Genomic DNA, 20227 nt, shown 5'->3' with positions numbered 1-20227 from the left:
CTATATCAACAGAAGGAATTTTTTATGCAAATTAATTTAACTTGTCGTCATATAGATTTAACAGAGTCATTAAAAGAATACGTAGATAACAAATTTGCTAAATTAGAGCGTCACTTTGACCATATCAATAATGTCCATGTGATTTTAGACGTTGAAAAACTGAGTCAAATAGCTGAAGCAACCTTACATGTAAACGGTGGTGAATTGTTCGCCACTTCTGAACATAACGATATGTATGCCGCGATTGATAGTTTAATAGATAAGCTAGATCGACAGGTAATAAAACATAAAGAGAAATTGACCCGTCACTGATGGGTTTAAACTAAATAAACGTGACGCTAGGGACGGCGTCACAAACAACACCTTTTGGCGTAAGCAAAAGGTAGGCAGTTAACCAAACATGAATTTAAAATTATTACTTCAACCAGATTGCACCAAAGTTATTGCTGATTGTAAAAGCAAGAAAAAAATACTTGAACATATAGCTGAAATTGCGAGTGCGCAGCTGCCAAATTTATCTAGCATAGATATTTTAGAGAGCTTGATGAACAGAGAAAAGTTGGGCAGCACTGGTATAGGTAACGGAATTGCGATACCACATGGCCGAATAAAAAATTCGAGTAAAGCCGTAGCAGTTCTCTTAGTTACCCACAAAGGAGTGAATTACGATGCGATTGATAAACGACCTGTAGATATATTTTTTGCCCTGTTAGTACCAGAAGATCAATGCGACACTCATCTGGCAACATTGGCATCGATAGCAAAAACCTTTGACAACAAAGATGTTTTACGCAAAATTCGTAGAGCAGAAACAGATTTGGATTTATACAACATAATAGAAGCCGCCTAAAATGCATATTTTTATTGTTAGTGGCCGTTCAGGCTCAGGGAAGACCGTCGTACTGCGAGTGTTAGAAGACCTTGGTTATTACTGTGTAGACAACCTACCAGTAAATCTATTGCCAGCTCTATCGCACAGTCTCAGTCAAAATTATGAACAAGTTGCCGTTAGCATTGATGTTCGGAATATTCCAGAATCCGAGCAAGAGCTAGTCGAAAACCTCGATTTTTTACCTAAAAACGTTAATACAACGGTTTTGTATATTGACGCTAAAGACGAGGTTTTGATCCGTCGTTATAGCGAAACTCGTCGCTTGCACCCATTATCAAAAAAAGAGTCTGGCCTACCTGAGGCAATTCAAGAAGAACGCAAGCTCCTTGATTCTATTGCGACTCGTGCCGATTTGTTTATCGACACGTCAGATTTAAACGTTCACCAACTAACCGAAATGGTGCGCGAAAAAATTCTTGGTAAATCAGAAAAAAACCTCGTAATAACGTTTGAATCTTTCGGTTTCAAATATGGTGTACCAAACGATATCGACTTTGTATTTGATGCACGTTTTTTACCAAATCCACATTGGGAACCTGCTCTGCGGCCTTTAACCGGCCTAGATTTACCCGTAATAGAATTTTTAGAAGCCGAGCCATTGGTTAATAAATTTGTATTCCAAATTAATAACTTTATGTCGACGTGGCTGCCACATTTGGAACGAAACAACCGCAGTTATTTAACCATTGCCATTGGCTGTACTGGCGGAAAACATCGCTCGGTTTACATCGCCGAGGCACTTGCAAACTTATATCGCTCACGTGAAAATGACGTTAAAACGCGCCATCGTGAGATAAGTCGTTATTTGAAGAGTGAATAAACATGGAAATTAGTCGTACCGTTACCATAGAAAACAAACTTGGGTTGCACGCCCGTGCGGCCACCAAACTAGCGCAATTAGCTCAGGGATTTGAAGCAACGGTAACTATTCAACAAGCAGACAAAAAAGCCAATGCCGATAGTGTGATGGCATTGTTGATGTTGGCCAGTAACCAAGGTAAAGATGTGACCGTAATCGCGACGGGTAACGAAGCAAAAGTCGCTGTTGACGCTATCTGCGAGCTCATTAGCAATAAATTTGATGAAGACGAATAATTAGTATTTTGATTGTTTTAACTTAAATAAAAACAATCAGTTGCTATTAAAAAATGTCATTTTGAGTTAATATTGGCGGCGAGACCACACTTAGGTTTACGTTTCCTTTATATATTGGGCCAGCGATTGGCAATATATCCTTTATAGAAAGTAACTTCATCACACACTAAGGGTTTTATGGCAGAGCTTTTAGAGCAAGAATACAACATCCCTATCGAAGAACTCAATACTGCACTTAGCGGCGGTATGTTTGTGCACGTTAGAAACATGTTGGATTCGATGCCTACTTCAGATATCGCTCTGTTACTGCATTCCTCACCACCAAAATCTCGAACCGTAATTTGGCAATTAATCGACTCCAGTATCCAAGGTGAAGTTCTCGAAGAACTGTCTGAAGATGTGCGTAACCCTATCTTACGTAGCATGACCCCAGAAAAAGTCGCTGAAGCTGCCGGTAACTTAGACGACGACGACTTTGCCGAAGTCTTACGTGGTATGCCAGATACGATTTATCGTAAAGTATTAAAAAGTATGGACAAGCGAGACCGCAAACGCGCAGAGCGTGTGTTGTCCTACGAAGAAGATACCGCCGGTGCATTGATGAACACCGACACAATAACAGTACGTCCGGACGTAACGGTGGACGTCATTTTGCGGTATCTGAGATTAAAAGGCGCTTTACCTGAAGCCACCGATTATTTGTATGTAGTGGACAAAGACGAAAAATTTATTGGTGAAGTCTCCCTCGCGGCCTTGTTAACCAGCCAACCGGTTAGCCTAATTTCTGAAGTAATGGAAACCGATTTCGAAGTCATTCCTGCAACGATGGAAGAAACGGAAGTCGCGTCTTTGTTTGAACGGTACGACTGGATTTCAGCTCCGGTTATTGACGAAAATGGGTTATTGCTTGGACGTATAACCATCGATGACATCGTCGACGTAATCCGCGAAAATGCCGCGCACTCGATGCTAAGCATGGCGGGTCTCGACGACGAGGCGGATACCTTTGCGCCAATCGTAAAAAGTACCCAACGACGTTCTTTGTGGTTGGGCGTGAACCTGTTTACCGCGTTATTAGCCGCATTTGTCTCCAGCCTGTTTGAATCAACCCTCGACGAATTAGCGTTCCTAGCAGTTTTAAATACCATTGTCCCGAGTATGGGTGGCGTCGCGGGTAGTCAAACACTAACTCTCGTTATTCGCGGGATGGCCGTAGGTCATGTTACACAAGCTAACCAACGATGGTTAATGGGCAAAGAGCTCGCTATCGGTTTCTATAATGGTCTAATTTGGGCTGTGTTGATTGCTGGTGTAGTTGCACTTTGGAAACAAGATTTAATGTTAGGCGCTGTTATTGCTTTTGCAATGATGATGAACCTAATCGCAGCCGGACTTTCTGGCGTATTTATCCCCCTAATGCTAAAACGCATGAACATTGATCCAGCGCTTGCTGGCAGTGTAATATTAACCACAGTTACCGACATAGTCGGCATCTTTACCTTTTTAGGTACAGCGACTTGGTTACTGATCTAACTCAATACGCTATACTCTTGCCGAATACCCTATTTTCTTTATATTGGACTGACTTAAATGATACAACTTGGCCGCTTTAATACGCTCACTGTAGTAAAACATGTTGAATTTGGCGCGTTTCTCGACGGTGGAGAAGCCGGCGAAATATTACTTCCACGTCGTGAAGTTGATGACACAGTGCAAGTTGACGAAGAGATCAGTGTATTTATTTACCTAGATTCCAAAGACCGACCAATCGCAACATTTAGAAAGCCTAAAATACAAGTTGGCGGATTTGCCTATTTAAAAGTTGTCGACGTTAATCGCGTTGGTGCGTTTTTAGATTGGGGCTTAGAAAAAGACTTGATGGTGCCATTTGCAGAGCAAAATACGCCAATGGAAGTGGGCCAATCATATATCGTCACTATGTATATCGATTCACTCGACTTACGCCCTACCGCGTCTTCTAAAATAGACAAATTTTTAGTTGAAGAAAATAACAAGACATTTAAAACAAACGAACAAGTTGAACTGCTTATTGCGTCGAATACAGATTTGGGCTTAAAGGCGATTATCAACCAGAGCCATTGGGGTCTAATTTTTAAAGACGACATATCAAAACGATTATCCTACGGTGAAACCGTGTCGGGATTTGTAAAACAGATCCGTGGCGATGACAAAATTAATATCGCGCTGGAAAAAACCACTGAAATTCGTGACCGTCAGAGCCAACAAATCATCGACTTTTTAGTTAAAGAAGGTGGATTTGCCGGCGTTCACGACAAGTCAGATCCGAATTTAATTAGAAAATTATTTGGCATGAGCAAAAGCGCATTCAAAAAAGCCATTGGTGGACTGTATAAAAAAGGTGACATAGTCATCGAATCAACCGGTATCAGACTGATCGAAAAGTAGGCTACACAAGGCCTAGAACAGATCCTGGGGTTGTTACAACTTTTTACATTTAAACAAGTATTAAGCCGTTAAGTACAGGTGACAAGAGTAACGCCATTACGTTATTCTTGTTGGCTGAAACTATGTGCATAATATTGCATGTAAAAATTTGTGTTCAACAAAGGATTTTCAAAATGAAAAAGTGGACTCTACCGGTAATTACCCTTGCCGTATTAACTGGTTGTAATTTGGTTTCACCATTTGGTGACGCTGACAAACAACAAGTCATCGCTGGTATCCCGGTTATCGAAGAAGTAACTGCGGAGCCTGGCAAAACAGTTATCCCATATAAAAAACTCCAATTGGAAAACGGCCTAACGGTTATTTTGCATAAAGATACTTCCGATCCACTTGTTCATGTAGACGTCACTTATCATGTTGGTTCTGGCCGTGAAGAAATTGGTAAATCTGGTTTCGCACACTTTTTTGAGCACATGATGTTCCAAGGCTCAGAAAACGTGGCTGACGAGCAACATTTCAAAATAATCACAGAAGCTGGCGGTACTTTAAACGGCACAACCAACTCAGACCGCACAAACTACTTTGAAACCGTACCGGCTAACCAACTAGAAAAAATGTTGTGGTTAGAATCAGACCGCATGGGTTACTTGTTAGATGCGGTAACTCAAGAAAAATTTGAAGTTCAACGCGAAACCGTTAAAAACGAACGTGGTCAGCGTGTCGACAATCGCCCTTATGGCCGCTTGTACGAAACAGTGTCTGCAGCGCTTTACCCAGAAGGACATCCATATTCTTGGCCTGTAATTGGTTATATGGAAGACTTAAACCGCGTTAACGTTAATGACTTAAAAGCCTTTTTCCTTCGTTGGTACGGCCCAAACAACGCGACATTAACGATTGGTGGTGACTTTGATGAAGTAGAAACATTATCACTTATCAAAAAATACTTCGGCTCTATTCCTCGCGGCCCTGAAGTTAACATGCCAGAAAAAACCATAGTAACACTTGACGAAGATCGTTATATCTCTATGGAAGACAACGTACATTTGCCACTGATATACATGGCATTCCCAACAGTAAGTAATCGTCACCCTGACGAAGCACCACTGGATATCTTATCTGAAATTTTAGGTGGCGGAAAAACCTCTATCCTTTATAAAAACTTGGTTAAAAACCAATTTGCAGTACAGGCATCTGTCGGTCACCCGTGTTCAGAGCTTGCTTGTATGTTTAATATGTACGCTTTGCCAAACCCAGCGGCAGGCAAGTCACTTGCGGAACTAGAACAAATCATTCGAGATGCGTTAGTTGAATTTGAACAACGTGGCGTACAAGAAGATGATTTGATTAAAGCCAAAGCACAAATGGAAGCGTCATTTGTATTTGGATTACAAAGTGTGTCAGGTAAAGTGAGCCAGCTCGCTGCCAATGAAACATTTACTGGCAACCCAAATTATATTGAGCAAGATATCGCTCGTTATGCCAATGTCACTAAAGAAGACATCATGCGTGTATTTAAACAATACATTAAAGGCAAAAATTCAGTTGTAATGAGCATAGTACCTAAAGGTCAATTACAAGCCATTGCCCACGAAGATACTTACACAATTCCAAAAAGAACGATTGGTGAAAAATCTAATACTAGCGCAGATGACTTAGAATTACGCGTAGCGACTTCAAGTTTTGACCGCAGTGTGATGCCTCAAGCGGGTGCAAACAAGGCCGTAAATGTTCCGCAAATGTGGCAAAACAAATTAGATAACGGTATTACCGTACTAGGTGCTCAAAGCACTGAAACACCGACTACTGCGATTCTAATCAAAGTTCCTGCAGGTAATTACTTTGAGACAAAAGACAAAGCAGGCATGGCGTCAGTTCTTGCTGCAATGTTAAATGAGTCGACAACGACACGTTCTGCTGAAGATATGAGTAAAGCGCTAGAAAAACTTGGCAGTAACGTCAGTATTTCTGCTGATGATCACTACCTTAATATCAATATCAATGCGTTAACAAAACATCTTGATGCGACACTTGCATTAGCAAACGAAAAATTAGTCGCTCCAGCGTTTGATGCAAATGAATTTGCTCGCGTTAAAAATAATGCAATTCAAGGCATTAAAAACAGCCAAAAGGATGCGGGTTATTTAGCATCTACTGCGTATCGTAAATTAATGTTTGGTGATTCATTAGCAGGAATGCCTCAAGGTGGAACTGAAGCAACTGTCATGCAATTGACTTTAGCTGACGTAAAAGCGTTTTATCAAACTCATGTAAAACCAGCTGATGCACAACTTATCGTTGTTTCTGACTTGCCACAAACAACCGTTCAGAAGTCATTGGATTCGCTAAATAACTGGCAAGGTAAAGGCCCTAAATTATCAATTGAAATCCCTAATAGCTCTCACAAAGCAGGTGTGGTCTATTTAGTCAATAAAGATCAAGCAGCGCAATCTGCGATCAGAATTGGTAAGCGCGGGATCAGTCGCGATATTGTTGGTGAGTTTTACAAATCTTACCTAATGAACTTCCCTCTTGGTGGTGCATTTAACAGCCGAATCAACTTGAACTTACGTGAAGACAAAGGTTATACCTACGGCGCACGTTCATACTTTTGGGGTGACAAGTTATCAGGTGGTTACACTGCAAGTGCTGAAGTCCGTGCCGATGCAACTGACAAATCAATTGTCGAATTTGTTAACGAAATCAAAAGCTACCATAAAGATGGTATAACGGATGCAGAACTTGATTTCATGCGTAAAGCAATCAATCAGCGAGATGCATTAAAATATGAAACGCCAGGCGCCAAATTGGGTTTCCTTGCACAGATACTTGAGCACGATTTAACACCTGACTTTGTTAATGTCAGAAACGATATAGTTGCCAATATCAGCAAAAAAGAAATCAACGCTTTAGCGAAAAAACATCTCAACATCGACGAAATGTTGATGGTTGTTGTTGGTGATGCAAAAGTGTTAAAACCGCAGCTAGAAGCTTTAAACTACAAAGTTATAGACTTCAAACTATAAAAAATAGCCTGCCATACCGGCGTCGAGCAGTGCCCTGTACTGCTCAGCTTGAAAAGGCATAACAACCTGATTGTTAAACAATAAAAGCCCGCTTGTTATAATAATAAGCGGGCTTTTTGTTGCATAAACCTGAACCAAATTAAAAGCTCACGAAAAACACCGAAATACACTTTGAAAAATTCGCGTGATTAATCAAACCCAACTTCGGTGCTAGGCACGAAATTCATATTCAAAAAAGCGACAGTCACTTGATTTATTATGAGTCGATTGCCACTAGTTTAAAGTCGGTTTATTACCAATAATAATCAGCGTAGATTTGAATTAGATAAACTTCAAAAGTAGCCGTTTATAAGCGCCAAATTAGCTTTTTTATATAAACTAAAACTGTTACTGTGAAGATTAAAATTCTATTAGAGATTGTTTTTATGACAATTGATGCAATTAAGAAACTGTTTTTAACATGTTTATTAACTGCTGCTTTTTGCATGCATTTTGTCGTCAAGGCAGAGCCCAAAATCAAACTAGGTGTGACTGAAAGATGTCCTTACGTTTGTGCTGAAAACTCAGCAAATCAGGGTGTTCTAGTTGATATAATAAAACGCATCTTTGAGAAGAAAGGGGTGACCGTTGAAATTCAATTCTTCCCTTTAAATCGCGCAATGCGAATGCTTGAAAATAATGTTATCGATGGGGTTGTCGGTATTTTACAGCGTAATGCTCTGCAACTCGTTTACCCTGCGAAGAGCATTGGACAAGTGCAGTATGTCATGTACACCTCTGGCAATAGTGACTGGCTATATACTGGCTTAAATTCTCTAAAAGGCAAAATACTTGGCGTTGAGGCCGGTAAGTCTTACGGCATTTTTGACAGTTACATACAGCGCCATACCAAAGACAACCGTGTCATTTACCAAAATTATGGCAATAATTCGACAGCAAACCTGCTAAAACTATTAGAAAATCAGTACATAGATATTTTGTTCGAAGACAAAAACGTACTGAATTTTCATTTAAAAAGAAAAAAAAATAAAAAGCTAATAGAAGGCGGTGTCATTCCTCCAGATCATTTATATGTCGGCTTCTCACCAAATAATCAACAAGCTAACACATACGCTGAAATAGTGACGATGGGCATTACCGAAATGCGCCAATCGGGAGAGCTTGCTAAGGTCATGGCCAATTACGGTCTGACGGACTGGGAAAACCAAGTTGCAATTGAACGCGACCCGTTTGCTGGAAATTATGTCGAACGATTAGAAACTAATTTTAACTTTAAATCAGGCGGCAAAAAAATTGAATCTGCAACACTAATATTCGAAGGCTCAACAGCTAAGTATGGCGGATATTGGCAATATGCTGCAAAATTCAAAGAGTCTTTAGAACGACTTTCCGTCGGGCAGTTAAAGGTAAACCTAAAATTTGGCGTGACCACCGAGCATGACATCGTAATGAATATTGCCGAAGGTAAAAGTCACATGGGAATGGTAGCGACAAATAACTTGTCACCTTTTGCACCATCGTTAGGCTTTCTATCGTTGCCGTACATGTTTCCCAATGAGGAGAGTATTAAAAAGTTGTTTCACGATCCTTTGATGGAAAAAATTGCCGACCGTACTGGATTAGAGTCAAATGTGAGGCCACTTAGTTTCTTTATCGGCGGTTACCGCCTATTGGCAAATAGCGCAAAGCCCGTAAGGACTACTGCGGATTTGCAGGGGCTAAGGATCCGAGTTCCGCGCAACCAATTAATGGTCGAAGCATTTCGTTCCTGGGGCATCGAACCGGTGCCATTGCCTTGGACAGGTATTTGGCCAGCCTTAGAGTCAGGGGTTATTCAAGGTCAGGAAAACCCAATCAATATTATTTTTGATGGTGTCAATAAAACAGAAGAAGTATGGGATGTATTAAAATACATTACTAACATCCATTACTTTATGTTTACCGCGCCCCATATGATGTCAGAGTCATTTTATCGTCAACTAACACCACATAGTCAGATGCTTGTTCAACAAGCCGCTAGAGAGGCTGAGGTGTATAGTTGGAGTTTGGTAAAAAAAGAAGATGATAAAATGACACAATTTGCCAAAACCAAGGGCATGATATTTGTTGACCCTTTAAATGAAGTAGGCGATTGGCAGGCGAAAGCCCATTCGATTTGGCCTGAATTTTATTTCAGAGTGGGCGGTAAAGAACTCATTGACGAGGTATTGGATGTTATCAAATAGCATCAAATAGCTAAGATGATAAAATTTGAGTTTATTACGGTATTTCTGGACGCGAAACTCATTAAATATTTACAGGCCCCATGGCAGATAAAAGCATTAAGGAAATAAAATGCCAAAATTGACTAAATTAGTTGCCCTAACTAGCTCATTATTACTTTGCTCTTCCCTCTTATCAGCAGCAAATATTGATACCAAACTTATTGAGCAACACTTACAAACACGGGTATCTGAAGGTTCGGTTGGCGTCGGACTCGTCGTTGCTGTTGTAGACGGTAAACAAGACAAAATCATTGCTGTGGGTAAAGCCAATAAAACAAACAGCATGGCACTAAATAAATCGAGTTTGTTTGAAATTGGCTCGATCAGTAAGACGTTTACCGGACTTTTATTGGCAGACATGGTGATTAAAGGTGAATTAAATCTTGACGATCCTGTGTCTAAATATTTACCCAAGGGGGTATCTATGCCGACACGCAACGATAAGCAGATCACCTTATTGCATTTAGCAACACATACCTCCGGTTTACCGCGTTTACCTACGGATTTCCAACCTAAAAATATGAAAAATCCTTACGCAGATTACTCGGTCGATATGATGTATGACTTTCTATCTAACTATCACTTACCCCGTGATATTGGCCAAACCCCAGAATATTCAAACCTCGGAGTGGGCCTGTTAGGACATGTACTCGCACTAAAAGCTGGAAAATCTTATGAAGACTTAGTTAAAGAACGAATTTTAAAGATATTAGGCATGGACAATACGACCATAACTATTTCTGCCGCACAACAAAAACAACTGACAACTGGCCACGATGTATCTGGTAATCCAACCCCTCATTGGGATTTCCCGACACTTCCTGGAGCAGGCGCTTTACGTTCTTCTGGCGCAGATATGTTGATCTTTTTGAAGGCCAATATGGGCCTACTAGACAGCCCATTAGCGGCAGCCATCGATTTAACTCATAAGTTTCAACATTCCTTTGGTAATGACACATTATCCATAGGACTAAACTGGATAATCGCTAACACGCCAGCCGGAGATGTCATTGTGCATGACGGCGGCACTGGTGGGTATCGTTCGTTTATTGGATTTAATAAAACATCCAATCTTGGGGTTGTTGTTTTAGCCAACTCACAGGACGCTCCCGACGCGATAGGACAAGCGGTGTTGACCGGAAAAATTGACTCAATAAAAATGGTTGTGACTGAGGAAGTGACGTTAAGTAAACAAGAACTAACAGCCCTTACTGGTGATTATCAATTGGCGCCCAACTTCATCATTACCATAAGCGAAGCGGGCGGGCGTTTGTTTGCCCAGGCTACCGGACAACAAAAATTACCAATATTTGCGAAATCTAAAAATGAATTTTTTTATAAAGCTGTTAAAGCGTCTTATACATTTAATAAAAATAAAGAAGGGAAAGTAGACTCCCTAGTGCTGCATCAAAATGGCAATCATCCCGCCAAGAGAATTGAGTAATAATCAGTTGCAGTAAATCCCTACAGCTAATTGTAAAATAGCAAAAGGCGATTGATAAACCTCTTTATCAATCGCCTTTACATTTAAATAGAGACAAAACATAAAGTCGCTAATCTAGACTTTAAATTGACCTGCAACTTGTTCTAAGTCCAGTGAGAGTTTTGCCAGTGTCGCTGCAGTTTGCTTAGTATCACTCGACGAGTCCGAAACAATTGTCATGCCTTTTTTGATGTCATCGAGATCCAACTTCATCCTACCAATGTCATCTTGACTGCCCTGTGCCGCGGTTGCTAACACTCGGTTTTCATCACTTAACGAACGCACAGTTGCTTGAATGACTTTTAAAGAATCAACGGTGATTTCAGCAGCCGATACCGCTTCGTTGGCTTTCTCTTTATTAACATCCATTGCTTCAACGGCACTAGATATAGAGTTAACGATCTCTTCCAATATCGAGTTTATTTCATAGGTTGATTCGTGAGTTCGAGAGGCCAAAGTTCTCACTTCACCGGCAACAACCGCAAAACCTCTACCGGTTTCGCCTGCCCTAGCAGCCTCAATCGCGGCGTTAAGCGCTAATAAATTCGTTTGGTCGGCGATGTCCGCGATGGTTTTAACAACGTCGCTAACTTTATCCCCAGCCTGCTTCAAACTGAGTAACATTTCTGCCGACGCATCGATATCACTTGAGAGTTCAGAGATAATATTTGCCGTTTGACTAATATTAGCGGTGCCATCTTCAACCTGTGTCGCCCCGGTATGAGCAATGTCAGACGCGGTTTCCGACCGATTAGCTGCATCTGCAATGCTTGCCGCTAACTGTTCTGAACTATAGAATATTTTATCCACAACATCAGATAGTTTCGCCACTTCATTACCTGATAAGCTCGCACTTTGATTCAGCACTGAAATTGAATCTTTAACGATGGCGGCAGAGTTACTAATATCTGAATTAACTTTTCTAAATACCGATAGCAACTTGTTAATACTTGCCGCGGTTAATGCAACTTCGTCGTTTGATCGAACATCGACTGATTGACTCAAATCATTATGTGCAACCACATTATCTAGCTGATTAGACAGTGATTTAATTGGCGACGCAATATTTTTCTTGGCAAATCCGTAAGCGATTGCCGTTATAACAACAATGCTCAAAGTACTTAAAAACAACCAAAGTCTCATGCTACTTACATCGTTGCTGATGACAGACGTTTTTTGATTGGCTTCTTTTGATAATACGGTTGCTGACATAGAGACGATAGACTCAATCCGCGTGGCTTCTTCTTGAATTTTTGTTAGCGACCCCCGCGCACCGTCCCAATCTACTTCGTCACTGGTCATTATGCTTTGAAATCGCTCAAGTTCACTTTTTAGCAGTTCAAAATTAACCTTTTTTCCGGTCGGTACTAAAATATTTAAACTTTTCATCGCACTAACAACGGACTTAAATTCGCTGTTTACTGAAGTTTCAAATGCATCTTTTTCAATGGTGTAACCGTACAAACTGTAAGCGGCAACTAAAATTCGATTGACCCCTTGGTTCACTTTTGTGACATTTTGCAAGGCGGGTAAACTTTTATCGACAAACTCATCCGTGACTCTATTAATGTCTGATAGACCGGTAAACAGCACACTCGTTACAATAGCAACAATGACAATGATGGCTGCGTAACCGACTAAGACTTTTCGGCTAATAGAATTCAACAACATATTTATTCCTCGAATTGACAACAGACAACATAGGCCCAAGTAATTAAGACCGAATATATCACGACTATATTTCATTCTAGTTTAATACTAGATAATAAGGGTAACGGCGGGATAATTCATAAGTTAACATTGAAATTGGAAAAAACACCATTACATATTGTTCATTGATCCAAACAGGAGTGGAAAATGACCACAATAGTTTCAGTTCGTCGCGGCGACAAAGTATGTTTAGGCGGTGACGGCCAAGTTTCGTTAGGCAACACCGTAATGAAAGGTAATGCCGTAAAAGTTAGACGCTTATATCGCAACAAAGTTATTGCCGGGTTCGCCGGTGGTACAGCCGACGCATTTACCCTATTTGAAAAGTTTGAGGCCAAACTTGAAATGCATCAGGGCCATTTAACTAAGGCAGCTGTTGAATTGGCAAAAGACTGGCGCACCGACAAAATGTTGCGCAAACTCGAAGCCCTTTTGGCCGTTGCAGATGAAACCGCCTCACTAATAATTACAGGTAATGGCGATGTCATCCAACCAGAACATGACCTAATTGCAATAGGTTCTGGCGGACCATTTGCCCAAGCAGCAGCAACTGCTTTATTAGAAAACACAGAACTTTCTGCCAAAGAAATCGTGGAAAAAAGCCTAAATATTGCCGGCAGCATCTGTGTTTACACCAATAACAATCTTACGATTGAAGAGCTATAAGCAGGATTTTATTATGTCAGCAATGACCCCTAGAGAAATAGTACATGAGTTAGACCAACACATCGTTGGTCAAGACAAAGCAAAACGTGCCGTATCAATTGCGCTCCGCAACCGCTGGCGCCGTATGCAACTCGACGCTGACTTTCGTGCTGAAGTCACCCCGAAAAATATATTAATGATTGGACCAACCGGTGTCGGTAAAACAGAAATCGCACGTCGATTGGCAAAACTAGCCCACGCGCCGTTCATTAAAGTTGAAGCAACTAAATTCACTGAAGTCGGTTATGTCGGGAAAGAAGTCGAAAGCATTATCCGTGACCTTACCGAAATAGCGGTTAAGTTAACCCGTGAAACGGCAATTCAAAAAAACAAACATAAAGCAGAAGAAGCGGCAGAAGAACGTGTCTTAGACGCCCTTTTGCCACCGGCTAGAGATTCGTTTGGACAAACGGTTGATAGCGATGCACCAGAAAGTTCAACTCGTCAGGTTTTGCGTAAGCGTTTGAGACAAGGTGAGCTTGACGACAAAGAAATCGAAATTGACGTTGCTCAAAAAGAAATTGGTGTTGAGATAATGGCGCCTCCGGGCATGGAAGAAATGACTTCTCAATTACAGGGCATGTTCCAGAACTTATCGGGTGAAAAGACCAATAAGCGAAAACTAAAAGTCTCTGTTGCACTTAAGTTAATGATTGACGAAGAAGCCGCTAAATTGATCAACAATGATGACTTAAAAGAACAAGCTATTGAATCGGTAGAACAAAACGGCATCGTATTTATCGATGAGATAGACAAAATTTGTAAACGTGAAGGGGCAAATAGCGCCGATGTTTCACGCGAAGGTGTGCAACGTGACTTACTGCCTCTGGTAGAAGGCAGCACAGTATCGACAAAATACGGCATGGTGAAAACCGATCATATGTTATTTGTCGCCTCTGGGGCGTTCCAAATGAGCAAACCGTCGGATCTTATTCCAGAGTTACAAGGTCGTTTACCAATCCGTGTTGAATTAGATGCCTTAACTGCTGAAGACTTTGAACGGATTTTAACGGAGCCCCATGCTTCTTTAACCGAGCAATACAAAGCATTGTTAGCGACTGAAGGGGTGACTGTCAACTTCACTACGGATGGTATCAAACAAATCGCTCAAGCGGCATTCAGAGTCAATGAGACCAATGAAAACATCGGTGCTCGACGTTTGCATACCGTTTTGGAACGTTTGATGGAAGAAATCTCCTATAACGCCTCTGAAAAATCGGGCGAAACGTTTGAGATTACCGAGCAATTTGTTAAAGATAATTTAGATGAATTAGTGGCTGACGAAGACTTAAGTAAATACATACTTTAATTGTTAGCGAACCCCAAAAATGACAAAAGGCCTGATTTAATCAGGCCTTTTTTGTACTTTCATTTGGGTTAAGAAAAATAAATTTCGTTTTCTTAATCTTCAGTTAGCAATCTAGCAATTGTTCTTACACCCATCGCCGTTGCACCAGCAGAATACTTAGCGTTACTCGAACCGTTAAATGCGCCAGCGAGGTCAAAATGTAACCAACCCGTGCCGTCTTCTGTAACAAATCGAGATAAGAAGCCAGCTGCATTTGATGCGCCACCCATACCGCCACCTTTTTGCGGACGACTATTTGCCGTATCAGCATATGGAGACGGACAAGTATTACGATGGAATTTGTCTAATGGCAAAGGCCACGCACCTTCAAACTCAACTTCTGCAGCCGCTAAACCTTTAGTAACATATTCCTTATCTAAACCAAATACCGCGTTGTAATCGGAACCTACGGCCATCATTGCTGCACCAGTTAATGTCGCCGCGTCGATAACTTTTTTAGCACCCAATTCTGTTGCATGGAATAATCCATCCGCCAACACCAAACGACCTTCGGCGTCGGTATTCACGATTTCGACTGTCGTACCATTTTTATACGTTAAAATGTCGCCAAGTTTAAATGCATTGCCACCAATCATATTCTCAGCACAACATAAGATCAGTCTGACACGTTTGTTCAAACCACGAAGGATCGCCAATGCCAACGCGCCTGTAACGGTTGCTGCACCGCCCATATCGCATTTCATCGTTAACATGCCTTCAGACGATTTTATTGAATATCCGCCACTATCAAACGTGATCCCTTTACCAATTAGTGCCGTTTCTATTGGCGCGTTCTCATCGCCTGTAGGATTGTAATCTAAGCTTAATAACACTGGAGGATGCACACTCGCTCGGCCAACGGCATGAATACCTACCCAGCCAGCTTCTAATAAATCGTCGCCAATAATAACATTTGCTTCTACTTTGCCCGTTGCTACCGACTTAATAAAGTCTATAGCGTGATTAGCCAGCGCTAATGGATACATATCCTGTGGCGGCAAATTGATAATATTTCGAGTCCAATCATAGGCCAGTTTGCGGTGTTCTAATTCGCTATCATCACTCGCCCAGACAACCGTTTGGCCGCCTTTAGCAGTGACAAACCCGAGATAAAAAGCCCATTGTTGTTCAACTGTCCACTCACCAGTAAGCGTCACAGCGTCGATACCTAAACCTTGAATTTTACGTGATGACGTTTGCACAAGCGGCAAACTTGCGCGTTCGTCCAATTGCTGAATATGTATTTGATAACCTTCTACTGTCGTACTAATTGGGTTTGAATCACCCCATTTTTTAGCGGCAGGTTGTCCGCTCAACGTCACTTCGATCGTATTAGTCATATCATTATTCTCAATTTTGTAGGGATTTTATTATTATCAAAAACTCGTTTTGTGCACGATGTCTTTGTTTCATTATAGATAATAGAAAATTATCACACCTTAGTCAGTCGTTCTCTATGGTAATGTAAAAAATAATCTTTAATATTGGCTAATTATCTATTCTACGTATTCAATTTTAAACACTACACATGGAGAGGCTACATGGCTGGAGCAAGTTTTTTCGCGCTATTTGACGATATCGCGCTTATATTAGACGATGTTGCTGCAATGACAAAAGTTGCTGCAAAAAAAACGGCCGGTGTTTTAGGCGACGATTTAGCGGTCAATGCCGAACAAGTATCTGGTGTCAAAGCCAATCGTGAACTTCCTGTTGTGTGGGCGGTTGCAAAAGGCTCGTTTATCAACAAACTTTTCCTCGTCCCAGCCGCACTGGCAATTAGTGTTTATTTGCCGTGGTTAATTGTCCCCTTGTTGATTTTAGGTGGTTTATTTTTGTGTTTTGAAGGCGCAGAAAAGATCCTAGAGTCATTCCACCAAAGCGATAATAAGACCAACGAAAAAAAAGCCGCACATAAAGAACTTGTCGAAGCGGTAAAAGACGAAACTGTCGACCTTGTTGAATTCGAGAAAAATAAAATCAAAAGTGCTATCCGAACTGACTTTGTATTGTCCGCTGAAATTGTCATCATCTCACTAGGCACATTAGTTACAGCATCACTAAGTGACAAAATTACGGTTTTGAGCATCATTGCTATTGCAATGACTATCGGTGTTTATGGCCTGGTCGCGGTTATTGTTAAGCTCGACGACTTAGGTTTATATTGGCAATCACTAGGCAATAAAACCTGGGTCAACAAAGTTTTGTACTCATTAGGTGGTGGACTTTTATTGTTTGCTCCGCGCCTAATGCAAAGTTTGGGGGTCATCGGCCTTGTTGCTATGTTTTTAGTTGGCGGCGGTATGCTCACACATAACATTCCATTTTTGCATCACTTCTCTGAATCAGTCGTCAATATCGTTCCCGACATGTACCTGCTAAAAGGCACAACAGGTATATTACTCGACGCTATTTACGGAATTTTAGCCGGTTTATTTGTTGCTAGCGTAGTTCATTTTATTCCTAAAAAGTCACCAACGGAGACAGTTTGAAATTACAAAAAGGTACTTTAATAAAACGGTATAAGCGATTTTTAGCCGATGTGACCACTGAGTCGGGGGATGAAATTACGATTCATTGCCCTAACACGGGTGCAATGACAGGATGTGCCGAGCCGGGCTTTACCGTTTATTACAGCACGAGTGACAACAAAAAACGTAAATACCCAAATACCTTTGAATTGGCTCAAAATCAGTATGGCCACTATATTGGTATCAATACTGTTAAAGCAAATGAACTCGCCGTAAATGCTTTTGAGGCGGGGTTAATCCCAGAACTTAATGGCTACAATACCGTTCAACGTGAGGTGAAATATGGTGAAGAAAACAGTCGAATCGATATTAAACTTTCGTCGCCTGAGCTGCCAGATTGTTTTATTGAAGTTAAATCTGCAACTTTATTGCTAAATGCTGAAACCCATTTAGGAGCATTCCCCGATGCGGTGACGACTCGTGGTCAAAAACATTTACGAGAACTAACACGCATAGTTGAAGAGGGCTCTAGAGCTGTTTTACTCTTTTTAGTACAGCATACTGGGATCAAAAATATTCAGGTCGCTGACCATATCGACCCTATATATGCCAAAGAATTGCAAAAAGCTATCGCTCAAGGGGTAGAAATTGTAGTAATTTGTACCCATATAGACCCGCAACAAATTAGAGTGAGTGAAAGAGGCAAATTTATAAATAAGTAAATTTAACTCAGAATTACTCATTTTCGCAGTAAATTACGGCCCAATTACCATATGTAACATGAATTGATTGCGTATTGTGTCCAATTTTGCTATAGATAGCGCCGTTTTTTTTAGCACTACGCACAAGATGCTAAAGTACACAAAATATAACTGCGCGAATTGGTTTTAGAACTTTAGGAGATAAACAACGCATGGCAGATAAAAAATCATTGGGACTATTAGCCCAAGCAGGCGTTGAGGCTTATCAAGAAAGCCCAAATGAAGAGTACATGAGCGATGAGCAGCTTACGCATTTTAGAAAAATCTTAGAAGCGTGGCGCAACCAACTTCGTGAAGAAGTAGACAGAACTAAAAGTCATATGCAAGACGAAGCTGCAAACTTCCCAGATCCAGTTGACCGCGCGTCACAAGAAGAAGAATTTGCACTTGAATTACGTACGCGTGACCGTGAACGCAAGTTGATCAAAAAAATTGAAAAAACACTTGGTTTAATCGAAAGCGATGATTTTGGTTTTTGTAAAACATGTGGCATCGAAATCGGTATCCGTCGATTAGAAGCACGTCCTACTGCAGACCAATGTATCGATTGCAAAACGTTATCTGAAATTAAAGAAAAACAACTTGGCGGTTAAGGCTAAAGCCTTAACACCTTGTTAAGTTAGCGTTGCGTGAGCCACACATTTACGAACTTGTTTAGCAATCAATCTACGTTGCTTAAACAGGCACAATATCGTGGCCGCTTCGCTCCCTCCCCCAGTGGTCCCCTACATTTTGGTTCTCTATTAACTGCACTTGGCAGTTATCTACAAGCAAAAGCCAACCATGGTTTGTGGTTTGTACGCATCGAAGATATTGATAAACCCAGAGAACAGTTTGGCGCCGTTGACCAAATTTTAGATGCTCTAAGCGCGTTTGGTATGTCTTGGGACATTGATCCAAATACGAGCGAAGACCTCGCACCTGCAGACCGGGGATGTTTAGTTCAAACTAGGCGTTTACGTCGCTATCAAGAGATCTTAGACACCTTACACGCACATAACCTTACCTATGCCTGTCATTGTAGCCGCAAGAAAATTAGGCAAATGGGGACCAATTATACGGGTTATTGTAGAAACAAAAATTTACCTCTCACCGATGCGGCCATACGAATTTGCAATGATCATGTTAACGCCACAAAGACTAACTCTGATTTTGATCACGAAGACTACATTATCAAACGTCGCGACGGATTATTTGCTTATCAACTCGTTGTAGTTATAGATGACATAGATCAGGGCATAACGGAAGTAGTAAGAGGCGCAGACATTTTACCCCTCACAACTCGACAAACGTCGTTGTACAAGTTGTTTGGCATCACCCCACCTAATTATATGCACCTGCCATTAGTATCAACTAAACCAGGGTTTAAACTCAGTAAACAAAATCATGCTCGTGCCATTGATATCAACAATCCAAAACCTGAGCTAATACAAGCGTTAACCTTACTCGGCTTACCTGTTCAGCAAGATTTAATGTTAAAATCGGTAGCAGATATCATTACATGGGCTGTGGCACATTGGGATATCGCCAACTTGCCTGATACGACTGAGATAATAATTTCAGAACAAAAAACGTCATTCTCAAGCTTGTAAAACTAGTCTAGCCACAGCGATATTTGGAACCTCCAACCAAGTGCAGAGGAATTTCATAATTCACCTTTCAATTGGCTCATAATTTCAGAACAAAAAACGTCATTCCTTAGCTTGTAATATGAGTCGAGCCACAGCGATATTTGGAACCTCCAACCAAGTGCAGAGGAATCACATAATTCGCCCTAAATTAGCTCATAATAACCAGAACAAAAAACGTCATCCTAAAAGAGCCTTAGCGATATTTGGGACCTCCAACCGAGTGCAGAGGAATTTCATAATTCGCCCTAAATTAGCTCATAATTCCAGAACAAAAAACGTCATTCCTTAGCTTGTAATATGAGTCGAGCCACGGCGATATTAGGGATCTCCAACCAAGTGCAGAGGAAATAATAAAATCAGCGACTCTGACCCCACAGGTCTAGAAAAAACGTCATCCCAAAAGAGCATTAGCGATAT

At 41.0% G+C, this 20227-nt stretch carries 16 protein-coding genes and 1 pseudogene; 15 read left to right on the top strand and 2 right to left on the bottom strand.

Annotated features, from left to right (window positions below; translation table 11 throughout):
* The first annotated feature begins 24 nt into the window (after positions 1 to 24).
* The 9 genes from hpf to KO525_RS17730 all read left to right on the top strand — a co-directional run bounded on the left by hpf (position 25) and on the right by KO525_RS17730 (position 11148).
* A complete protein-coding gene (gene hpf / locus KO525_RS17770; protein WP_215965185.1) occupies positions 25 to 312 on the top strand; it encodes a ribosome hibernation promoting factor in 288 nt (95 codons plus the stop codon).
* A gap of 88 nt (positions 313 to 400) precedes the next feature.
* The gene (gene ptsN, locus KO525_RS17765; protein ID WP_215965184.1) at positions 401 to 850 is read left to right on the top strand and encodes a PTS IIA-like nitrogen regulatory protein PtsN; all 450 of its coding nucleotides are present in this window, start codon (positions 401 to 403) and stop codon (positions 848 to 850) included.
* A gap of 1 nt (position 851) precedes the next feature.
* A complete protein-coding gene (gene rapZ, locus KO525_RS17760; protein WP_215965183.1) occupies positions 852 to 1712 on the top strand; it encodes an RNase adapter RapZ in 861 nt (286 codons plus the stop codon).
* Positions 1713 to 1714: 2 nt separating this feature from the next.
* The gene (locus KO525_RS17755; protein ID WP_215965182.1) at positions 1715 to 1987 is read left to right on the top strand and encodes an HPr family phosphocarrier protein; all 273 of its coding nucleotides are present in this window, start codon (positions 1715 to 1717) and stop codon (positions 1985 to 1987) included.
* A 177-nt stretch (positions 1988 to 2164) separates the two neighbouring features.
* Complete coding sequence (mgtE, locus tag KO525_RS17750; RefSeq protein ID WP_215965181.1) at positions 2165 to 3520, top strand: magnesium transporter; 1356 nt, start codon at positions 2165 to 2167, stop codon at positions 3518 to 3520.
* Positions 3521 to 3577: 57 nt separating this feature from the next.
* Positions 3578 to 4414, top strand: coding sequence for a S1 RNA-binding domain-containing protein (locus tag KO525_RS17745; protein ID WP_215965180.1), 837 nt, complete (start codon positions 3578 to 3580; stop codon positions 4412 to 4414).
* A 173-nt stretch (positions 4415 to 4587) separates the two neighbouring features.
* The gene (locus KO525_RS17740; RefSeq protein WP_215965179.1) at positions 4588 to 7440 is read left to right on the top strand and encodes a pitrilysin family protein; all 2853 of its coding nucleotides are present in this window, start codon (positions 4588 to 4590) and stop codon (positions 7438 to 7440) included.
* A 425-nt stretch (positions 7441 to 7865) separates the two neighbouring features.
* On the top strand, positions 7866 to 9665 hold the full coding sequence (gene dctP, locus KO525_RS17735) for a TRAP transporter substrate-binding protein DctP (RefSeq protein ID WP_215965178.1): 1800 nt from the start codon (positions 7866 to 7868) through the stop codon (positions 9663 to 9665).
* A gap of 109 nt (positions 9666 to 9774) precedes the next feature.
* A complete protein-coding gene (locus KO525_RS17730; RefSeq protein WP_215965177.1) occupies positions 9775 to 11148 on the top strand; it encodes a serine hydrolase in 1374 nt (457 codons plus the stop codon).
* 114 nt (positions 11149 to 11262) lie between these two features.
* On the opposite strand, the gene KO525_RS17725 is transcribed toward KO525_RS17730, so the two are convergent.
* Positions 11263 to 12858 carry a methyl-accepting chemotaxis protein gene (locus tag KO525_RS17725; RefSeq protein WP_215965176.1) on the bottom strand — a complete coding sequence of 532 codons (1596 nt, stop codon included), beginning with the start codon at positions 12856 to 12858 and terminating at the stop codon, positions 11263 to 11265.
* Positions 12859 to 13041: 183 nt separating this feature from the next.
* Here KO525_RS17725 and hslV point away from each other — a divergent pair.
* Positions 13042 to 13563: pseudogene (gene hslV, locus KO525_RS17720) on the top strand (ATP-dependent protease subunit HslV); the annotation flags it as partial.
* 13 nt (positions 13564 to 13576) lie between these two features.
* Complete coding sequence (gene hslU / locus KO525_RS17715; protein WP_215965174.1) at positions 13577 to 14911, top strand: HslU--HslV peptidase ATPase subunit; 1335 nt, start codon at positions 13577 to 13579, stop codon at positions 14909 to 14911.
* 92 nt (positions 14912 to 15003) lie between these two features.
* Here hslU and pepB read toward each other — a convergent pair whose 3' ends face one another.
* A complete protein-coding gene (gene pepB / locus KO525_RS17710) occupies positions 15004 to 16290 on the bottom strand; it encodes an aminopeptidase PepB (protein ID WP_215965173.1) in 1287 nt (428 codons plus the stop codon).
* A 201-nt stretch (positions 16291 to 16491) separates the two neighbouring features.
* Between pepB and KO525_RS17705 the strand changes: the two genes are divergently transcribed.
* The 4 genes from KO525_RS17705 to gluQRS all read left to right on the top strand — a co-directional run bounded on the left by KO525_RS17705 (position 16492) and on the right by gluQRS (position 19771).
* Entirely contained in the window at positions 16492 to 17439 is a 948-nt protein-coding gene (locus KO525_RS17705) for a DUF808 domain-containing protein (protein WP_215965172.1), read from the top strand.
* Positions 17436 to 18140: a DNA/RNA nuclease SfsA gene (gene sfsA, locus KO525_RS17700; protein ID WP_215965171.1), complete on the top strand. Its 705-nt coding sequence runs from the start codon at positions 17436 to 17438 to the stop codon at positions 18138 to 18140. Before KO525_RS17705 ends, sfsA begins: the two co-directional genes overlap by 4 nt.
* Before the next feature lie 191 nt (positions 18141 to 18331).
* Positions 18332 to 18772, top strand: coding sequence for an RNA polymerase-binding protein DksA (gene dksA, locus KO525_RS17695; protein ID WP_215965170.1), 441 nt, complete (start codon positions 18332 to 18334; stop codon positions 18770 to 18772).
* A 36-nt stretch (positions 18773 to 18808) separates the two neighbouring features.
* Positions 18809 to 19771 (top strand): tRNA glutamyl-Q(34) synthetase GluQRS, encoded by a 963-nt coding sequence (gluQRS, locus tag KO525_RS17690; RefSeq protein WP_368668252.1) that lies wholly within the window; start codon positions 18809 to 18811, stop codon positions 19769 to 19771.
* Positions 19772 to 20227: the final 456 nt, after the last annotated feature.

Source organism: Psychrosphaera sp. B3R10 (assembly GCF_018861025.1).
In the GTDB taxonomy this organism is placed as follows: domain Bacteria; phylum Pseudomonadota; class Gammaproteobacteria; order Enterobacterales; family Alteromonadaceae; genus Psychrosphaera; species Psychrosphaera algicola.
The sequence above is the reverse complement of the archived record's forward strand: the minus strand, read 5'-3'. Positions and strand labels throughout refer to the sequence as shown.

Excerpts from the sequence above, each read along its gene's own strand:
- dksA (WP_215965170.1), top strand. The coding sequence starts at position 18,332 with ATGGCAGATAAAAAATCATTGGGACTATTAGCCCAAGCAGGCGTTGAG.
- pepB (WP_215965173.1), bottom strand. The coding sequence starts at position 16,290 with ATGACTAATACGATCGAAGTGACGTTGAGCGGACAACCTGCCGCTAAA.
- mgtE (WP_215965181.1), top strand. The coding sequence starts at position 2,165 with ATGGCAGAGCTTTTAGAGCAAGAATACAACATCCCTATCGAAGAACTC.
- dctP (WP_215965178.1), top strand. The coding sequence starts at position 7,866 with ATGACAATTGATGCAATTAAGAAACTGTTTTTAACATGTTTATTAACT.
- hslU (WP_215965174.1), top strand. The coding sequence starts at position 13,577 with ATGTCAGCAATGACCCCTAGAGAAATAGTACATGAGTTAGACCAACAC.
- KO525_RS17725 (WP_215965176.1), bottom strand. The coding sequence starts at position 12,858 with ATGTTGTTGAATTCTATTAGCCGAAAAGTCTTAGTCGGTTACGCAGCC.
- KO525_RS17755 (WP_215965182.1), top strand. The coding sequence starts at position 1,715 with ATGGAAATTAGTCGTACCGTTACCATAGAAAACAAACTTGGGTTGCAC.
- ptsN (WP_215965184.1), top strand. The coding sequence starts at position 401 with ATGAATTTAAAATTATTACTTCAACCAGATTGCACCAAAGTTATTGCT.
- hpf (WP_215965185.1), top strand. The coding sequence starts at position 25 with ATGCAAATTAATTTAACTTGTCGTCATATAGATTTAACAGAGTCATTA.
- KO525_RS17745 (WP_215965180.1), top strand. The coding sequence starts at position 3,578 with ATGATACAACTTGGCCGCTTTAATACGCTCACTGTAGTAAAACATGTT.
- KO525_RS17705 (WP_215965172.1), top strand. The coding sequence starts at position 16,492 with ATGGCTGGAGCAAGTTTTTTCGCGCTATTTGACGATATCGCGCTTATA.
- rapZ (WP_215965183.1), top strand. The coding sequence starts at position 852 with ATGCATATTTTTATTGTTAGTGGCCGTTCAGGCTCAGGGAAGACCGTC.
- KO525_RS17730 (WP_215965177.1), top strand. The coding sequence starts at position 9,775 with ATGCCAAAATTGACTAAATTAGTTGCCCTAACTAGCTCATTATTACTT.
- KO525_RS17740 (WP_215965179.1), top strand. The coding sequence starts at position 4,588 with ATGAAAAAGTGGACTCTACCGGTAATTACCCTTGCCGTATTAACTGGT.